The 14,729-nt window shown below is 45.5% G+C and carries 13 protein-coding genes; 5 read left to right on the top strand and 8 right to left on the bottom strand.

Annotated features, from left to right (window positions below):
• Nucleotides 1-244: 244 nt before the first annotated feature.
• Nucleotides 245-775 (top strand): hypoxanthine phosphoribosyltransferase, encoded by a 531-nt coding sequence (hpt, locus tag AACS00_RS14560; protein WP_072671420.1) that lies wholly within the window; start codon nucleotides 245-247, stop codon nucleotides 773-775.
• A 78-nt stretch (nucleotides 776-853) separates the two neighbouring features.
• Here the strand turns inward: hpt and can are convergent, their stop codons facing one another.
• Nucleotides 854-1,522, bottom strand: coding sequence for a carbonate dehydratase (can, locus tag AACS00_RS14565; RefSeq protein ID WP_072671419.1), 669 nt, complete (start codon nucleotides 1,520-1,522; stop codon nucleotides 854-856).
• 260 nt (nucleotides 1,523-1,782) lie between these two features.
• Between can and AACS00_RS14570 the strand changes: the two genes are divergently transcribed.
• Nucleotides 1,783-2,706: an ABC transporter ATP-binding protein gene (locus tag AACS00_RS14570; protein WP_110167829.1), complete on the top strand. Its 924-nt coding sequence runs from the start codon at nucleotides 1,783-1,785 to the stop codon at nucleotides 2,704-2,706.
• Entirely contained in the window at nucleotides 2,706-3,476 is a 771-nt protein-coding gene (locus AACS00_RS14575; RefSeq protein WP_072671417.1) for an ABC transporter permease, read from the top strand. Before AACS00_RS14570 ends, AACS00_RS14575 begins: the two co-directional genes overlap by 1 nt.
• Before the next feature lie 125 nt (nucleotides 3,477-3,601).
• Here the strand turns inward: AACS00_RS14575 and panC are convergent, their stop codons facing one another.
• The 7 genes from panC to sfsA form a co-directional block, all read right to left on the bottom strand.
• A complete protein-coding gene (panC, locus tag AACS00_RS14580; protein ID WP_072671416.1) occupies nucleotides 3,602-4,483 on the bottom strand; it encodes a pantoate--beta-alanine ligase in 882 nt (293 codons plus the stop codon).
• 11 nt (nucleotides 4,484-4,494) lie between these two features.
• Nucleotides 4,495-5,289: a 3-methyl-2-oxobutanoate hydroxymethyltransferase gene (panB, locus tag AACS00_RS14585; RefSeq protein WP_072671415.1), complete on the bottom strand. Its 795-nt coding sequence runs from the start codon at nucleotides 5,287-5,289 to the stop codon at nucleotides 4,495-4,497.
• A 15-nt stretch (nucleotides 5,290-5,304) separates the two neighbouring features.
• Nucleotides 5,305-5,796, bottom strand: coding sequence for a 2-amino-4-hydroxy-6-hydroxymethyldihydropteridine diphosphokinase (gene folK, locus AACS00_RS14590; protein WP_110167830.1), 492 nt, complete (start codon nucleotides 5,794-5,796; stop codon nucleotides 5,305-5,307).
• Nucleotides 5,793-7,160 (bottom strand): polynucleotide adenylyltransferase PcnB, encoded by a 1,368-nt coding sequence (gene pcnB / locus AACS00_RS14595; RefSeq protein WP_208604795.1) that lies wholly within the window; start codon nucleotides 7,158-7,160, stop codon nucleotides 5,793-5,795. Before pcnB ends, folK begins: the two co-directional genes overlap by 4 nt.
• A 110-nt stretch (nucleotides 7,161-7,270) precedes the next feature.
• A complete protein-coding gene (gluQRS, locus tag AACS00_RS14600; RefSeq protein ID WP_110167883.1) occupies nucleotides 7,271-8,140 on the bottom strand; it encodes a tRNA glutamyl-Q(34) synthetase GluQRS in 870 nt (289 codons plus the stop codon).
• Between the two features lie 156 nt (nucleotides 8,141-8,296).
• Entirely contained in the window at nucleotides 8,297-8,743 is a 447-nt protein-coding gene (gene dksA / locus AACS00_RS14605) for an RNA polymerase-binding protein DksA (protein ID WP_072671411.1), read from the bottom strand.
• Between the two features lie 132 nt (nucleotides 8,744-8,875).
• The gene (gene sfsA / locus AACS00_RS14610) at nucleotides 8,876-9,622 is read right to left on the bottom strand and encodes a DNA/RNA nuclease SfsA (RefSeq protein ID WP_110167831.1); all 747 of its coding nucleotides are present in this window, start codon (nucleotides 9,620-9,622) and stop codon (nucleotides 8,876-8,878) included.
• Between the two features lie 229 nt (nucleotides 9,623-9,851).
• On the opposite strand from sfsA, the gene hrpB reads away from it, so the two are divergent.
• Nucleotides 9,852-12,314: an ATP-dependent helicase HrpB gene (gene hrpB, locus AACS00_RS14615; RefSeq protein ID WP_181397596.1), complete on the top strand. Its 2,463-nt coding sequence runs from the start codon at nucleotides 9,852-9,854 to the stop codon at nucleotides 12,312-12,314.
• Nucleotides 12,311-14,692, top strand: a complete 2,382-nt coding sequence (gene mrcB, locus AACS00_RS14620) for a penicillin-binding protein 1B (RefSeq protein ID WP_110167833.1) — start codon at nucleotides 12,311-12,313, stop codon at nucleotides 14,690-14,692. Before hrpB ends, mrcB begins: the two co-directional genes overlap by 4 nt.
• The last annotated feature ends 37 nt before the right edge of the window (nucleotides 14,693-14,729 follow it).

Consider the following 14,729-nt stretch of genomic DNA (forward strand, 5'->3'; position numbering starts at 1 on the left):
TTATGAAATGACTTGTCATTCAATGAGTTTTATTGATGGTTTAGCAAATGAAAATTATTATTCTGATCTCAATCTTTGGCTGTGATCCCTCTTTGAAACGAGAGCGTATTTTTCTGGAGTAATTATTCACAGTGACTCGGTGAAAGGTTAACACCCTGCGTTGGCAATGTTATTATACGTGCCGAACTAACCAGCGATCGGCTACACACTGACGTCGAGTGTCGCTCTAACCCATGAGATAGGTATGAAACATACAGTAGAAGTGATGATTTCTGAGCACGATGTTCAGCAACGCATTCGTGAATTAGGTAAACAGATTACTGAGCATTATCAAGATAGCGAAGATTTAGTCTTGGTTGGATTATTACGCGGTTCATTTGTCTTTATGGCCGACTTAGCTCGTGCGATTGATAAAATTCATCACGTCGATTTTATGACGGCGTCGAGTTACGGCAATAGCATGCAAAGTTCACGTGATGTGCGCATTTTGAAAGATTTGGATGATGATATTAAAGGTAAAGACGTTTTACTGGTTGAAGATATCATCGATACTGGCAATACCCTAACCAAGGTGAAAGAGTTTTTAGCGCTACGTGAGCCTAACTCCATCAATATTTGTACTCTATTAGATAAGCCTTCACGCCGTGAAGTTCACGTCGATGTTCAATGGGTTGGTTTTGAAATCCCTGATGAATTTGTTGTAGGTGTCGGTATTGATTATGCACAGAAATACCGTCATTTGCCTTACATTGGTAAAGTGGTACCGCAAGAGTAATGTCAACTTTCACCGGATGTTGATGATTAAAAGTATGCCCACAACCGTGGGCATTACCTCATCGCTGAAAGCTATTATTTAACGACACAATAGCTGATGCTGTGGATTGAGAATCTTCTCCATCGCTTTACGATAGCTTCCGTCAACTAATTCTTGAGAATCGCAGCGCAGACCTAAGTACTCAAGCTTACCGTCCTCAATACCATAGACCATACCATGTAGCTCAACATCTTGACCGCGCAACCAAGCGGTTTGCATGATGGTGGAGTTACCTAGGTTGTAGACTTGTTCAGCCACGTTAATTTCTGCCAGTTTGTCTGATCGGTCTTTTTCTGGCATCTGCTCTAAATAGTGACGATGCTTGAAGTACAAATCGCGAATATGCAGCAACCAGTTATTGATTAAGCCCAATTGAGGATTATCGATCGCTGCCGTTACCCCGCCACAGCCATAATGACCACATACGATAATATGTTTTACTTTCAATACATCGACCGCATATTGCACCACCGACAGACAGTTAAGATCGGTGTGAATCACTTGATTGGCGACATTACGATGAACAAACAGCTCTCCGGAGTACAATCCAGTTAAGCGTTCTGCCGGGACTCGACTATCTGAGCAACCAATCCATAAGAAATCGGGGTTCTGTCCTTTGGCTAACTTCGCGAAGTATTCTGGCCGTTCGGACTTGATTGACTCTGACCAACGAGAGTTATTTTCAAAAAGCTGTTTAAGTACTGGCATCTTCGTTCCCTTTATTAACTGAGCCAACTATACACAATGTGCTTACACGATTCTCTGATAAATTAGCAGATAGATTACTCATCTGAGCAGTTTATCATAGCGGTTTTTATGCAAAATAATCTTGTCCTCTGCTGCTTATTTGGGCTGATAACGCTAAGGGGGATATTTTATTATTTCCTAATGTAAGGGTTGAAAAATCGGCATCTCGCCAGCACATCTAAAGATGTTGTTATCGTCATAGCCTAGAGGCTGTCATTAATATGTATGCATTAGAAATTGAGCAGTTGCGTAAAACTTATCAGGGTGGGTTTGAAGCACTGAAGGGCATTAGTTTAACGGTAAAAAAAGGCGATTTTTACGCGTTACTTGGGCCAAATGGAGCGGGAAAATCGACCACCATCGGTATTATTTCTTCTCTCGTAAATAAAACCTCAGGCCAAGTTAACGTATTTGGATATGATATAGATACGCATCTTGAACAGGCTAAGCAGTATTTGGGGCTAGTCCCGCAAGAGTTTAACTTTAATCCTTTTGAAACCGTAGAGCAGATTGTTATCCAACAAGCGGGTTATTACGGCGTGCCGAAAAGCTTAGCGAAAGAGCGAGCGAAAACGTATCTCAGTCAACTGGATTTATGGGATAAGCGTAAGGAGCGTGCTCGTAATCTCTCCGGCGGTATGAAACGACGTTTGATGATTGCTCGTGCTTTGATGCATCAACCACAACTGCTGATTTTAGATGAGCCAACCGCAGGGGTTGATATTGAGCTGCGTCGCTCGATGTGGGAGTTTTTAAAAAAAATTAATGAGCAAGGCATTACCATTATTCTGACCACTCACTACCTAGAAGAAGCGGAAATGCTCTGTCGTAATATTGGTATTATTCATCGTGGTGAGTTAATTGAGAACACCACCATGAAGGCGCTGTTAGGTAAACTGAGTGTCGAGACGTTTATTCTCGATATCGATGATGAGCAGAAAGTGCAACCCTTATCCGACGTAATCTCTCAGCGGATGGTCGATGGTTCTTTAGAAATTGAACTGGATAAAAGCCAAGGCTTAAATAGTGTTTTTCAACAGCTAACTCAACAGGGCATTAACGTACATTCAATGCGCAATAAAGCCAACCGCTTAGAAGAGTTGTTTGTCACGATAGTGCGTGATTCCAATCAGGGGGATAACTAATGTACGCGATTTATTGGACGGCTTTTTGTAGTCTACTGCGTAAAGAGATTACCCGTTTTACTCGTATTTGGGTTCAGACTCTGGTTCCCCCGGTAATTACCATGAGCCTGTATTTTGTGATTTTCGGTAATCTGATCGGTTCACGAATTGGTCAGATGAATGGCTTTAGCTATATGGAATATATTGTCCCGGGCCTTATCATGATGTCGGTGATCACCAACTCGTATTCCAATGTGGCTTCGTCATTTTTTAGTGCGAAATTTCAAAAGAACATTGAAGAGTTATTAGTTGCGCCAGTGCCGAATTACGTGATCATTGCTGGTTACGTGATGGGGGGAGTGGTACGCGGTCTATTAGTTGGTGCGTTAGTGACCTTTGTTTCATTGTTTTTTGTGAACTTACAAATCGAACATTGGGGAATCATTGGGGCAACGGTTTTCCTGACATCGATAGTCTTTTCTCTAGGTGGATTAATTAACGCGGTTTTTGCTCGCACCTTTGATGATATTTCGATCATCCCGACGTTTATTCTCACGCCATTGACGTATTTGGGCGGTGTTTTTTACTCAATCAGTTTATTACCGGACTTTTGGCAAGCCGTATCAAAAATTAACCCAATCGTTTATATGGTGAATGCGTTCCGTTACGGTTTCTTAGGGGTATCGGATGTTAATGTGGCGACGTCGTTTAGTGTCTTAGCGGTATTTATTATTGTCCTCTATTCGATTGCCCATTACTTAGTCAGTAAAGGTAAAGGATTACGCAGTTAATTATTTTTTCGATGATCATCACTCAGATCTCAGTTGTCAATTAAAAAGGTCAACTTGTTCAGGTTGACCTTTTATATGGGGTATTACTATCGATCGTGATAACCATCACCGGAGTGAAAAGGCGGTTACTCTTCTTCGCTACTATTTTTCACTTCAGCGTTAAGATCAACCACTTGATTATCAATCAGCCGGACTTTACCTAAAAAAGCCGCCATTAAAATGACTGCTTGTTTACTCTCTGCACTGATCGGTAATAGGGTTTGTGCATCGCGAATAAACAGATTATCAGGTTCAATATCCGCGGCTCGTAATTGATCAATCGCATCTTCAATGATCGAAGGATAATCATCACGACCACCACGGATAGCACTGCTTATCCAACGCATCGTTCGAGCGAGGACGGGGGCTCGTTGACGCTCATCAATGGTTAATAAGTTATTGCGTGAGCTCATCGCTAAACCATCCATTTCACGTACGGTAGCGACACCGACGATCTCAATGTCTAGACATAAGTCTTGAACCATTTGTCGAATAACAGCTAACTGCTGATAATCTTTTTCGCCAAAACAGGCGATGTTCGGCTGAACAATATTAAATAGCTTATTAACGACCGTCGCGACGCCACGAAAGTGGCCGGGACGAGAGGCACCTTCCAGCATCTGCGAAAGCCCAGGCACTTCAACAAACGTCTGTTTGTCGAGTCCATTTGGATAGATAGTTTCTGCCGTCGGCGTAAAGACTAACTCAACACCTTCACTATTTAGTTTACTGAGATCATCGTCTAAAGTGCGTGGATAGTTATTGAGATCATCGGCACGTTCAAACTGCATTGGGTTAACAAAAATGCTAACCACGACAACATCGGCGAGTTCACGCGCTTTACGAACTAAGGTCAAATGGCCTTCGTGTAAATTGCCCATGGTTGGCACAAAAGCCACTTGGCGACCATCACGCTTATACTGTTTTATCTGCTCGCGAAGAGCTGAAACATCAGCAAAAGTCTGCATGGATTACTCCTTTAGGCAATAGTATGTGCATCATCAGGAAACGCGCCACTCAATACATCCGCCATATATTTGGCGACCGCTTGGCGCATATCTCCAGTTTCTGCGAGGAAATTTTTGGAAAATTTGGGCATATAATTGGCGGAAATACCGAACATGTCGTGCATCACTAAGATTTGTCCATCCGTGCTGTTACCAGCACCAATGCCAATCACCGGCACGTCAAGTAACTCAGTGATCCTTTTCGCCAATGCTGCAGGTACACACTCTAATACAATCAGTTGTGCCCCTGCGTCTTGTAAGGCGATCGCATCTTTAACCATACGATCAGCTTTGTCTTGTTCACGACCTTGTACTTTATAACCACCAAAAATATTCACCGATTGAGGAGTAAGCCCTAAATGAGCGCATACTGGAACGGCGCGTTCAGTGAGCATTTTCACGGTTTCGACTAACCAGTCACCGCCTTCAATCTTGACCATATTGGCCCCTGCACGTATTAGCTGAGCGGCGTTCTCACATGCTTGCTCTGGCGTGGCGTAACTCATGAATGGCATATCTGCCATCAGTAGGCAATTGGGGCTGCCAGCTCTTACACAGCGCGTATGATAAGCAATATCAGCAATGGTGACTGGCAGCGTATCATTTTGTCCTTGCAGTACCATGCCGAGTGAATCACCAACCAATAACACTGGCATCTCTTGGCTTTCAAACAATTGAGCAAAACTCGCATCGTAGGCGGTTACCGTTGGAAATTTACGGCCTTGCTGTTTCCAGTTCATCAGGTCGTTAATGGTTATTTTTTTCATGGGCTGTCCTTATACTCAGGTTGGCGAATGCCAAATACTAAGTCCATTACGATCAATTTTTGGTAGTAGATCGCTCAGCTTAGTTCCATCAGGGAGAGATAAATCAGGGACGATTTCAGCTAGGGGATAAAGTACGAATTCACGCACTTTCATACCGTAGTGAGGTACCGTTAAACGTGGTGAATCAATGATCTCATCGCCATAAAGCAGGATATCTAAATCGAGCGTTCTTGGTCCCCAGCGCTCCGCTTTGCGCTCACGTCCGTGCTCTAGCTCGATAGCTTGGGTGCAATCGAGCAGAGCGAATGGATCGAGCTGCGTATCAATCGCGACGACGGCGTTGATGTATTCCGGCTGATCTTGAGGCCCCATTGGTGTACTACTGTACAGCGATGAGCTGGTAATAAACTGTGATTGCGGCAGCTGTTTCAGTGCTTCAATAGCTTGTCTGGCTTGTGATGCGGGATCCGCTAAATTACTGCCAACCGCAATATAAGCGATGGTCATAGCGCTGTTTTACCCTTAGGTTTACGCTTACGAGTAGACGGCTTGCGGCGACGAGTCGTTGGTCCTTCCTCGGTACTGTCTAGATCGTTAACCATGGCTTGGCGCATATTACGCCCCGCATTTTGGAACGTTTGCCACCATTTAGCGAGTTTTCGCACGTCACCGCCTTCAATTTCACCGCGCATTTCAAGGAAGTCAAATCCAGCACGGAACTTATTGAGCTCTAATAAGCGGAAAGCTCGTTTGCCGTTACGGCGTGGTAAGCGCAACTGCATTTGCCAAATTTCGCGAATGGTCGTGGTATGACGACGAGGAATGGCAATCGACTTAACCACTTGGTCAAGAATATCGTTACTTGCTTCCATGACTGCATCGTAAAAACTCAGGTTTTTGGATGCCATTAATTGTTCAGCAATCGTAACCATTGGGTACCAAAGAAACGCCGCAAACATAAAGGCTGGATTGATGCGTTTGCCTTCTTCGATACGCAAATCGGTAGAATCAAGCACCAGATCAAGCATTTGCTCAGTTTGTGATGAGTAATCTTCCGTAAAGTATTTGGCTACGTGCGGGAACAACTGTTGGAATAAGTTGTATTCACGCATCAAATGATAGGTTTCTAAACCATAGCCACTTTGCAGCATTTTCAGTGATTCTTCGTACAAACGTGCCGAAGGGATCTCTTTTAATAATGGTGCCAGAGCTTCAATCGGTGCTGCGGTATCTTCTTCGATATCAAAGTCCAATTTAACCGCGAAACGAATCGCGCGTAGCATGCGCACCGGATCTTCACGATAGCGAGTTTGCGGATCGCCGATTAAGCGGATCAGCTTATCATCGAGATCTTCAATACCACCAGCATAATCATGAATGCTGTAGTCAGCGATGTTGTAGTACATAGCATTGACTGTGAAATCGCGACGTTCTGCATCTTCATCGATGGTGCCATAAACGTTATCGCGTAGCAGCATACCTGCTTCGGATTGCGCCGCGATCTGTTGATTGATCTCTTGATGGTGGCCACGGAAGGTTGCCACTTCAATGACGTCACGGCCAAACATGATGTGTGCTAAACGAAAGCGGCGACCGATCAAACGACAGTTACGAAATAACTGACGGATTTGCTCTGGGGTTGCGTTGGTAGCAATATCAAAGTCTTTTGGAGTCTGGTTGAGCAGTAAGTCGCGTACGCCCCCTCCGACTAAATAAGCCTCGAATCCCGCACCGTGTAAACGATACAAGACTTTTAAGGCATTTTCGCTAATCAACTGCCGAGAGATATTATGCTCTTGGCGAGTGATTACATTGAGCGCAAGCTCTGGGTATACGCGAGGTTCGCGTTTTTCTATTTCATTATTATTCATGTGCATCTGACAATGATTGGTGTTGGCTATTCAAGCGTTGTGGTGCACCTGTTGTGGCTTAAATGGGCCGAATTGCGGCTAATAATAGCGTACATAGCGTCGTTTGAGAATCACGGTGTGATCTTTGTCGCTTCAGGGAGCTGGGCGACTTGCCAATGTTGACATCCCCAAGTGATGATCTCATCGAGCTGAGCATCGATAACATCGTCTGGTATGACAAAGCCTAAAAACTGCATCGCGCGAATCAACGTCGGTTTGGGATGATCAATATCAATCGCTGGGGCGTGATTTTGTTTAGAGAGTTTATTCCCGTTACCATCTATCGCCAATGGTAAATGTAAGTAGCGAATCGGCTTTTGTTGTAAAGTGTGATACAGGCTAATTTGTCGTCCTGTTGGCTCAATTAAATCGGCTCCACGAACGACTTCTGTGACACCTTGTTCGATATCATCAATAACGACGGCGAGATTGTAAGCAAATAAGCCATCACGGCGTTTGATGATAAAATCTTCTTCTGCTAATGCTCTAGGAATGGCTATTTGGCCTTGTTTTAAATCCGTGAATTGATAGGTCGGATGGTCCATACGTAGACGAATTGCACACGGTTGCTGTGTGGTGAGCACTGAATTGCGGCAAGTGCCGATGTAAAATCCACCACTTTGTTTGATCTGTTGGCGAGTGCATTGGCAGCGATAGGCTTGCCCTGAATCTAGCCAAGTATCGATTTGCTCTTGATAGAGAGCATGCCGCTGGCTTTGATAAACGATTTCGCCATCCCACCTTAGGCCATAAGCTTCCAGAGCTTGTAAGATCCATTGTGCCGCGCCGGGCATCTCTCGTGGTGGGTCGAGATCTTCAATGCGTACCAACCATTTTCCTTGCTGACTTTTGGCTTGAAAATAACTGCCCAATGCAGCAATGAGCGATCCAAAATGCAATGGACCAGAAGGTGAGGGAGCGAAGCGACCGATGTAATTCATAGTGATGACAGTTAAATGCAGTAAAAATACCGTCCGTTGAATGGACCATATCCGCCACAACGTGAGCGTAGTAGTCTTCAATAGTAAGGGAATCATTGCCAATAAAAAAGGAGCGTTGTGCTCCTTTTTTATCATCAATCAGTGCTGAGGCTTTAGTTAGCCCATCATCTGCTTTTCTTTGATTTCAGCCAGTGTCTTACAATCGATACACAAATCTGCCGTTGGACGAGCTTCTAAACGGCGAATACCGATTTCAACACCGCAAGATTCACAGAAGCCGAAATCGTCTTCTTTGATCTTATCGAGCGTCTTTTCAATTTTTTTGATCAAGCGACGTTCACGATCGCGGTTACGCAGTTCTAGGCTAAATTCTTCTTCCTGAGAGGCGCGATCCACCGGATCGGGAAAGTTTGCTGCTTCATCCTGCATATGGTGAACGGTGCGACTGACCTCTTCCCTAAGCTGGTTACGCCAAGCTTCTAAAATTTTAGTAAAATGAGCGATCTGATCCGGTGACATATACTCTTCACCGGGTTTGGTCTGATATGGCTCAACACCTGCAATGGCTAGGGTGCCTAGCGTTTTCTTTTTGGATTCTGGCATACAGCATCTCCTACTAACACCTAGTCAACTGCGAGAGCAGTTAATTTGAGGCGGGTATCTATAGCAAAAAGAAGGGTCCGAGGCAAATACTCAATCGTAAAGTTATCGTCAATGTGAAGGTGCCATCATTTTTTACAGTGCAGGCACAAACTCGATGGGCGATACCAATTGGATTTCTCGTGGTGAAAGTTGTGCTTTATAACACAGCACTTCGACACCGGCTTCTTGAGCCATGGTTAACAATTGTGAATAGTTTGCGTCAATATGGTGAGCGATAGAGACTTTTTCAATCCCTGAATGTAAAACAGCGAATAAAAGTACTGCTCTGCTCCCATTTTTGGCCATTTCAGTCAGTTCACGTAAATGTTTTTGTCCCCGTATGGTCACGGCATCTGGGAAGTAACCTTGGCCGATGGATGGCTTTCCTACGCAATCACCGAGATAACGATCATCGAGTAAAGTGACGCTTTTCACTTCTACATAACAGTTTGGCAAATCTGGGCCACTAAGCAAGAGATCGATGCGGCTATTTTCTTGACCATATTTGACTTCGCAGTGCCGCTGTGAATAGCCTTGTAGTTCTTTAATCGTGCCATTTTCTATTGCTTCTAGTACCAATTGATTAGCTCTTAGAGTATTCACCACAATTTGGTGGGAGGCGGTGGTCTCGGTGAGTTCCCAACTGTGTGGATATTTACGTTTAGGATTGTCCGAGGTGGAGTACCATACTCGACTGCCGGGCTGAGCACAGCCCGTCATTGCTCCCGTATTGGCGCAGTGAATGGTCATGACCGATCCATCGTCTAATTGGACATCAGCTAAAAACCGTTTGTAGCGTTTGATTAAGATGGCGCTGTGTAGCTCAGGGGTAAATTGCATCCGATAACCAGTTTGATAAGGGAAAGGCTTATTTTATACGTTAAAAACAATCTAAAGGCACGTTGAGTGATTCGGATTGACCATCAATCATGCCTATCGCGTCTGGTTTTTTACTGTTTGTAAAAGGTTTACTTTCGGGACACTACATAATGCACTGAAAGTAAGTTAGTTGGGTTTCACTACTGTTTTTATGTACAATACTGCGTTGCTTTTTGAGAAGGACACTATTTTGTCAGCTTTACCTATTGATGCGGTTATTCCTGAATTACTTCGTGCTATTCAGCAGCAAAATCAAGTGATCCTTAAAGCGCCTCCTGGAGCCGGAAAATCGACCCGTTTCCCACTACAACTTCTGCAGGCAAATATTATTCAGGGCAAGATCATTATGCTTGAGCCACGAAGGCTTGCTGCGCGTAATATTGCTTATTATTTAGCCCAGCAATTGGCAGAGTCGGTTGGTCAAACGGTGGGGTATCGAGTGCGCGGTGAGAGTCAGGTTAGTGCACAGACTCGCTTAGAAGTCGTCACTGAAGGGGTCATGACGCGGATGATTCAGCACGATCCAGAGTTAAAAGGCATTGACTTAGTGATCTTTGATGAATTTCACGAACGCAGTCTCCAAGCAGATACCGCCTTAGCATTCAGCTTAGAAGTACAAATGGCACTGCGTGATGACTTAAAAATAGTGGTTATGTCCGCTACATTAGACAGTACGGTATTACAAACGTTATTACCTTTAGCCGCTTATCTTGAATCTCAAGGGCGCAGTTATCCTGTTACGGTCGATTATTATCCGTTATCGGCCAACCAAAACTGGCTGGCAGCCATGGAACAGCAGATTCGTGGTTTGCTCGCCCATCAACACGGCTCGTTGTTGGCATTTTTACCCAGCGCGGCCAGTATCAGTCAGTTACAACAGAAGCTTAGCGATTTGCCTGCCGAGATTAGCGTGCATGGCTTATTTGGTCAGATGCCTTTTGAGCAGCAACAACAAGCGCTGCTTCCTGCTAAGAGTGGTCAACGTAAAGTGGTGTTAGCGACCAATATTGCCGAGACCTCATTAACCATTGAGGGCATTCGTTTAGTGGTTGATTCAGGACTTGAGCGGCGAGCTCATTTTGATTTGAAAACGGGGATTACTCGTTTAGAGCAAGTCAGAATTAGTCAGTCTTCGGCTCAACAAAGAGCTGGTCGTGCTGGGCGTTTAGAGCCAGGTTTGTGCGTGCGACTGTATAGTGAAGCGCAGATGAAACAGCAGCCATTTGCACCACCACCAGAAATTTTACACAGTGATTTAGCCTCGCTAGCTTTAGAACTTGCTCAATGGGGAGCCCAATCAGCCAGTGATTTATTATGGTTAGATGTTCCGCCATCCTCCGCTCTTCAGCAAGCTCAAGCATTATTGTCTGAATTACAATTACTGGATACGCGGGGGCAACTGACTCGTGCGGGAAAACAAGCTCATCAATTAGGTGTTGAGCCTAGATTGGCAGCAATGCTTATTTGGGCGGCTTCTCAAGGGGCGGCTTATTTATCCGCGGCTTTGGCCTTAACGGTTCTATTGGAAGAGCCAGAACGACAAATACTGGATATTCAGCACAGTCTGCATCGTTGGCAGCAGCGCTTACACCGTCAATCATCCCAGTTGCATCAGCGAGCGAACTCATTAGCCAGTCTATTAAGCACTCGTTTTTGTCTTTCAGATGTCGATGAACGGTTGCTGGCCAGTGTTGCCTATTTTGCATTTCCCGATCGTTTAGCCCAGCAACGGGGGCGTCATGGGCAGTATGTTTTAGCTAATGGCCATGGTGCTTTTACCTTTGATGATCATCCTCTTGCCAGTAGTCAATATTTGCTGGCGCTGGATTTGTTGCGTGGTCAGCAGCAAGCGAGTCAAATTTTTACGGCTCTGCAGGTTGATATTCAATCATTAATTACCGATCACCGTGAGCGTCTTATCGAGCAGGAGTGGGTTGATTGGGATGATAAATCCCAGCGCTTTGTTGCGGAAAAACAACAGCGATTCGGGAAGCTAATGATTGCTCGGCAAGCGCTTCCCGCTCCAGCATCTGAAAAAATCACCGAGGCTTTACTTAATTTTGTCCAGCGCCAAGGGCTCTCCGTATTACATTGGGATAGTGCCAGTCAAGAATGGCTTGCGCGGGTGCGCTGCGCTTGCCAATGGTTACCGGAAGAGGCGTGGCCTGATATGAGCGATGAAGGGTTATTGAATCATCTGGCTGATTGGTTAGCACCATATTTGATAGGGATTCGCTCAGGAAAGGCTTTGCAGCAAGTGCCAGTTATTGAAGCTTTGAATGCCTATTTGGCTTGGCCCTTGAATCAGCAATTAGACGAATGGTTACCCACTCATCATCTTTTGCCAACCGGAACTCGGAAAAAAATACGTTATCAAGTGGGAAGTGATCCGGTGTTGTCGGTGAGAATGCAGGAAGTGTTTGGCGAGAAAAGCTCACCATTGATCGCGAAAGGCCGGATTGCTGTGGTGATGGAGTTATTGTCTCCTGCGCAACGCCCCCTGCAGATCACCCGTGATTTAGCCAGTTTTTGGCAGGGTGCTTACCGTGATGTGCAAAAAGAGATGAAAGGGCGATACCCAAAACATATTTGGCCGGATGATCCGGCTAACCACTGTGCGACAACGAAAACGAAACGACATTTAAACTCATGACCAATAAAAAAACTCCGCTTAAACGGCCAGCTTCGAAAAAAGCAGAGCCTACCAGTAAAGCATCGAAAAAAACGACGGCCAAAAGCCATCGATCCTCAGCCGCTCAGCGGGTCACTCCCTCTTGGTGGCGGCGATTATGGGGCATTACTTGGAAATGTGCGTTGGCTTTATTGGCTGTGTTACTGTTCGCTGGGCTGTATTTGGATAGTGTGGTCAAACAGCGTTTTGAAGGCCAATTGTTTGACTTACCAACCGTAATGTATGCCCGAGTATTGACCTTGCAACCGGGCGATAGCATTACCCTAGCCGAGGTGCGTAATGAATTGGATATCTTAAATTATCGTAAAGTGAGTCAACCTCGTTTGGCTGGTGAGTATTCGTCTTCGGCGACGCGTATTGAGTTAATTCGTCGTCCCTTTGAATTCGCCGATGGACCAGAAGCGGATCGGCACGTGATGTTGACGTTTGATCAAAACGGTCTACAACAGATCCAATCTTTGGAAGCGCGCCAAGGTCAGCTCGGTTTTTTCCGTTTAGATCCGAAAATGCTCGGCATGTTAGAGCGTAATGCGTTAGAGCAACGCTTATTCCTGCGGCGTGAGCAGTTTCCCGAAGTGATGGTTGATGCCTTGCTCGCTACCGAGGACCGTTATTTTTATCAGCATGACGGTATCTCTCCGTGGTCGATCGCACGTGCGATGCTTGCCAATCTCAAAGCGGGAAGAACCGTGCAGGGGGGGAGTACCTTAACCCAGCAATTGGCAAAAAATATCTTTTTATCCAGCGACCGCACCTTATGGCGAAAAGTTCGTGAAGCTTACTTAGCGTTGATTATTGATTATCGCTACAGTAAAGACCGGATCCTTGAGGCTTACCTGAACGAAGTGTACCTTGGACAAAATGGCCGTGAGGCGATTCATGGTTTTGGATTAGCGTCGCGCCTGTATTTTGGTCAGCCTCTACAAGAATTACGCATTGATCAATTAGCTTTATTGGTGGGAATGGTCAAAGGGCCGTCTTTTTATCATCCAGTACGTTTTCCTGAACGAGCGCGAGAGCGACGTGATCTGGTACTGAGATTAATGATGGATCAAAACATTCTCACCGCTCAACAATATCAACAAGCGATAGCCAGACCATTGGATGTGCAGCCGCAACCAAGAATCGCCAGCCGACAACCCGCTTATTTCCAGCAAGTTTCGATTGAATTAAGATCGCAATTGGCAGAGCGCTTTCAAGCGGATCAAGGGTTACGAGTGTTTACTTCGCTTGATCCGGTATCGCAAGCCAAACTGGAGCAAGCCATTGCGGAGCAAGTACCAGTATTAGCCAAGCAAGCGGGTAATGAATTAGAAGCGGCGGCGATTGCTGTCGATCGGACAAGTGGTGAAATTCGTGCCATGGTCGGAGGTAAGCGCACGGGCTATGATGGCTTTAACCGCGCCCTCAATGCCAGTCGTCCGATTGGTTCATTAGTCAAACCAGCTGTGTACTTAACCGCGCTCGCGCAGCCGGAACGCTATCATTTGGCTACCACCTTAATGGATAAGCCAATCAGCCTAAAAGGCAGTGAGGGCAGTGTTTGGACACCGCGCAATTTTGATCGTCAATACCGAGGCGATGTGCCTTTGTATCAAGCGTTAGCCAAATCATTCAATGTACCGACTGTACAACTGGGTATGGCATTAGGCATTGATAATGTTTCAAAAACCTTGCAGCAATTGGGTGTCGATAGCCAAGAGATTCGTCCTGTGCCAGCCATGTTACTAGGGGCATTTTCACTCACACCTTATCAAGTCGCGCAAATGTATCAAACCGTGACCAATTCCGGTAGAAAAGCGCCACTTTCTGCGCTACGTTCCGTCGTTGATTTACAAGGCAATGTGCTTTATCAGTCAATCCCGAGAGTTTCTCAGGTGGTGGATGAGCAAGCCGCATGGCTGACCACTTACGCCATGAAACAAGGCGTTCAGCAAGGTACGGGGCGATATCTCACTAATCAGTTTGCTTGGGCGGCATTAGCTGGAAAAACGGGTACCAGCAGTGATCGGCGTGATAGCTGGTTTGTCGGCGTTGATGGCCGTGAAGTGACCACCATTTGGCTTGGACGCGATGATAACCAACCGACACAATTAACCGGAGCGAGTGGCGCATTACGTGTCTATGCTGAATATCTTCGTCAGCGTACTCCTGAAGTTTTATCATTACCTTGGCCAAGTGGGATTACGATGATGGGTTTCAAACCTACCGCATCGGGCGCCTTACAAGCCGATTGCAGCAATCAATTTACCTTGCCAGTTTGGGATCGATCCGGCGAAATGAAAAAACAGTGTGAGAACCGCCCTCAAGAGTGGTTAAAAAATCTCTTTCGGTGGTAATTTATCGTCTAGCTCGTTTATAGTAGCTTGATTTTTA

Origin of the sequence: Vibrio sp. 11986-1-5 (genome assembly GCF_963878025.1) — a bacterium.
Lineage (GTDB): Bacteria > Pseudomonadota > Gammaproteobacteria > Enterobacterales > Vibrionaceae > Vibrio > Vibrio injensis.

Bases quoted from the DNA above. Each gene is read 5' to 3' on its own strand.
- mrcB (WP_110167833.1), top strand. From the start codon at position 12,311: ATGACCAATAAAAAAACTCCGCTTAAACGGCCAGCTTCGAAAAAAGCA.
- AACS00_RS14575 (WP_072671417.1), top strand. From the start codon at position 2,706: ATGTACGCGATTTATTGGACGGCTTTTTGTAGTCTACTGCGTAAAGAG.
- sfsA (WP_110167831.1), bottom strand. From the start codon at position 9,622: ATGCAATTTACCCCTGAGCTACACAGCGCCATCTTAATCAAACGCTAC.
- folK (WP_110167830.1), bottom strand. From the start codon at position 5,796: ATGACCATCGCTTATATTGCGGTTGGCAGTAATTTAGCGGATCCCGCA.
- can (WP_072671419.1), bottom strand. From the start codon at position 1,522: ATGCCAGTACTTAAACAGCTTTTTGAAAATAACTCTCGTTGGTCAGAG.
- pcnB (WP_208604795.1), bottom strand. From the start codon at position 7,160: ATGAATAATAATGAAATAGAAAAACGCGAACCTCGCGTATACCCAGAG.
- panC (WP_072671416.1), bottom strand. From the start codon at position 4,483: ATGCAGACTTTTGCTGATGTTTCAGCTCTTCGCGAGCAGATAAAACAG.
- hpt (WP_072671420.1), top strand. From the start codon at position 245: ATGAAACATACAGTAGAAGTGATGATTTCTGAGCACGATGTTCAGCAA.
- dksA (WP_072671411.1), bottom strand. From the start codon at position 8,743: ATGCCAGAATCCAAAAAGAAAACGCTAGGCACCCTAGCCATTGCAGGT.
- AACS00_RS14570 (WP_110167829.1), top strand. From the start codon at position 1,783: ATGTATGCATTAGAAATTGAGCAGTTGCGTAAAACTTATCAGGGTGGG.
- gluQRS (WP_110167883.1), bottom strand. From the start codon at position 8,140: ATGAATTACATCGGTCGCTTCGCTCCCTCACCTTCTGGTCCATTGCAT.
- panB (WP_072671415.1), bottom strand. From the start codon at position 5,289: ATGAAAAAAATAACCATTAACGACCTGATGAACTGGAAACAGCAAGGC.